We start from the raw sequence: 2,960 nt of genomic DNA on the forward strand, positions 1-2,960 counted from the left end.
CCCGAATGGCCGAAGGACGCGCCGCGCATCGCCTGGCATGACAGCCGCGAAATTCTCGGCTCAGGCCCGAAGGCGCGCAAGGTCACGGCGGACAACATCCGCGAAATGCGACACGGCTACCTCGCCAACATCAGCTGCATGGATGCCCAGGTCGGCAAGGTGCTCGATGCGCTCGACCGGCTCGGTCTGACCGACAACACCGTCATCGTCTTCTGGTCAGACCACGGCTATCACCTCGGCGAGCAGACCTTGTTTGCCAAGACTTCCAACTTCGAACTCGATGCCCGCGTGCCGATGATCATCGCCACACCACAGATGAAAACTGCGGGGAAGACCACGAGTTCGCTCGCCGAACTGATGGACCTCTATCCCACGCTCGCCGAAGTCTGCGGCCTGCCCAAGCCGACGACCACCGACGGTGTCAGCCTCGCGCCCATTCTCACCGATCCTGCCGCCACCGTGCGTGAAGCCGCGCTCACGCAACACTCGCGGCCCGCCTACTACGATCGAGAGCCGGAAAAAGTGCCCACCCACATGGGCTACACCATTCGCACCGCCACCCATCGCTACACCGAGTGGCGCAACTGGAAGACCGGTCAGACGACCGACCGCGAACTCTACGATCACGTGAACGATCCCGACGAAACGGTGAACCTCGCCGGTCACGCGGATCAAAAGGACGTGCTGGAAGACCACGCAGCGCTGCTCGGCAAAATGAACCCGGTCTGCAAGCCCGGATGGAAACCGTTGCTGCCGCCCGTTCCTTGAGCCGGCCATGAACAACCGTTCTTTCCTTCTCCTGCTTTCCTGCCTCACGCTTCCACTTGAGGCACAGGATGCGCTTCCCAGAACCGCCCAGACTTTCGAGATCGGAGGCGGCAAAGCCTTCCTCTATGCCGCGCCCAAACCTGCGGAAGGCAAACCATGGCTGTGGTATGCGCCGACCTTGAAGGGCATCTCGCTCGTGGGGCGGAAGATGTATTTCGAAGCCTTCATGAGGGCGGGCATCAGCATCGCAGGCTTCGACATTGGTGAAGTGCGCGGTGGGCCGGCCAGCTCGGCGAAGTTCACGTTGTTCTATGATGCGATGGTGGAACGCGGCTTCTCGTCGAAACCGATCCTGCTCGGCCAGAGCCGCGGCGGCATCATGACGCTGGGCTGGGCGTTTCGAAATCCGGACAAAGTGAAGGCCTGGGTGGGCATCTATCCTGTCTGCAATCTGGAAAGCTATCCGATGAAGAACATGACCGTGACGCTTGCGGATTACGGTCTGAGCGACGCTGAGTTTCGCGCCCGCTTGAAGGAATTGAATCCCATCGACAACCTGCAGGGCCTGCTGGCGAACAAGGTGCCCATGTTCTCCGTTCATGGCGATTCCGACACCGTCGTGCCGTATGACTTGAACACCAAGCTGCTCAAAGAGCGCTACGAAGCCGGTGGTGGCTCGATCCAGGTGAAGGTCATTCCCGGTGAAGGCCACAAAGTCGGCCCGTCCTTTTTCGAATGCCAGGAGCTGGTCGATTTCGTCCTGAAACTGCCTTAGCACCGGTGGGGATCGGAAGCTTCTGGTGGCGCGATCCCATGGACAATCCGGCACGCGATGAAAAAATGGCTCACCTCGAGCGCTTGTATTCTCTATTCATGTCCCTGTTTCGCACCACTGCCACCTTGACCGCCCTGCTGGCGCTGCCGCTGCCGAATCATGCTGCGGAGGTGGATTTTTCGCATCAGATCGTCCCCCTCCTGCGCAAGCACTGCGCCGACTGTCACACGGGCGACAAGAAAAAAGGTGGACTCTCGATGAACGACCGGGACTCGCTGCTCGAAGGCGGTGAAAACGGAGCGGTCATCGACCTGAAAAAGCCTGAGGGCAGTCACCTGCTCGAAATGGTGACAACTGACGACGAAGACCTGCGGATGCCGCCAAAGGGAGACGGGCTTTCCCCCGCTGAGGCGGCGCTGTTGAAGGAATGGATCACACAGGGTCTGCCATGGGAGTCCGGCTTCGCTTTCAAGACACCCGCCTATGAGCCGATGCTGACGCCGCGCAAGGTGACACTGCCACCCGCGAAGGACGGACGGGAGCATCCCGTGGACCGGCTCATCGCCTCGTATTTCGAAAAAGAGCGACTCCCCTGGCCGGAACCCCTGGGTGACGAAGCCTTCCTGCGTCGTGCGCATTTGGACCTCGTCGGCCTGCTGCCGACACCGGAGGAGCGTGCGGCGTTTTTGGCGAACACCAAGCCGGACAAACGCGCCCGTCTTGTCGAAGCCTTGCTGGCTCGGGATGTGGACTACACCGAGCACTGGCTGACGTTCTGGAACGACCTCCTCCGCAACGACTACGGCGGCACCGGCTTCATCACCGGCGGGCGCAAGCAGATCAGCAAGTGGCTCTACGATGCGTTGATTGCGAACATGCCCTTCGACCAACTGGCCCGCGAATTGGTCGCGCCGCCGACGGGGGAAAGCCGGGGCTTCATCGATGGCATCACGTGGCGCGGCGACGTGAGCGCCGGACAGACGGTGGAGATCCAGTTTGCGCAGAGCGTGGGGCAGAGCTTCCTCGGCATCAATTTGAAGTGCGCGTCATGCCACGACAGCTTTATCGACCGGTGGAAACTCAACGAAGCCTACGGGCTGGCCGCCATCTACTCGGAACGACCGCTGGAGATCCACCGCTGTGACAAACCCGTCGGCGAAACGGCAAAGGCGGGCTGGCTTTTCCCCGAACTCGGCGACGTGAATCCGGCTGCGCCCCAAAAGGAACGCCTGCGGCAGCTCGCGGAACTGCTGACGCATCCCAAAAACGGGCGCTTCACACGGACTCTCGTCAATCGCCTCTGGCATCGCCTGATGGGTCGCGGCATCGTTCACCCGCTCGACGCCATGCAGACCGAGCCCTGGAATGCCGACCTGCTCGACTACCTGGCGGATGATTTCCAAACGCACGGCTACGA

General features: G+C 61.3%; 3 protein-coding genes. All 3 read left to right on the forward strand.

Annotation, left to right across the window (positions count from 1 at the left end; all coding sequences use genetic code 11):
* Nucleotides 1-768 (forward strand): sulfatase-like hydrolase/transferase (locus tag KDL09_RS14230; protein WP_294386306.1); only part of this gene is annotated, 768 nt, incomplete at its 5' end.
* Between the two features lie 7 nt (nt 769-775).
* On the forward strand, nt 776-1,543 hold the full coding sequence (locus tag KDL09_RS14235) for a prolyl oligopeptidase family serine peptidase (RefSeq protein ID WP_294386307.1): 768 nt from the start codon (nt 776-778) through the stop codon (nt 1,541-1,543).
* Nucleotides 1,544-1,641: 98 nt separating this feature from the next.
* The coding region (locus KDL09_RS14240) for a DUF1549 domain-containing protein (RefSeq protein WP_294386310.1) at nt 1,642-2,960 on the forward strand (1,319 nt) is incomplete at its 3' end.

It is taken from the genome of Prosthecobacter sp., from assembly GCF_020439865.1.
In the GTDB taxonomy this organism is placed as follows: domain Bacteria; phylum Verrucomicrobiota; class Verrucomicrobiia; order Verrucomicrobiales; family Verrucomicrobiaceae; genus Prosthecobacter.

What these genes read in the sequence shown, in the direction of transcription:
- KDL09_RS14235 (WP_294386307.1), top strand. Translation starts at nt 776, where the DNA reads ATGAACAACCGTTCTTTCCTTCTCCTGCTTTCCTGCCTCACGCTTCCA.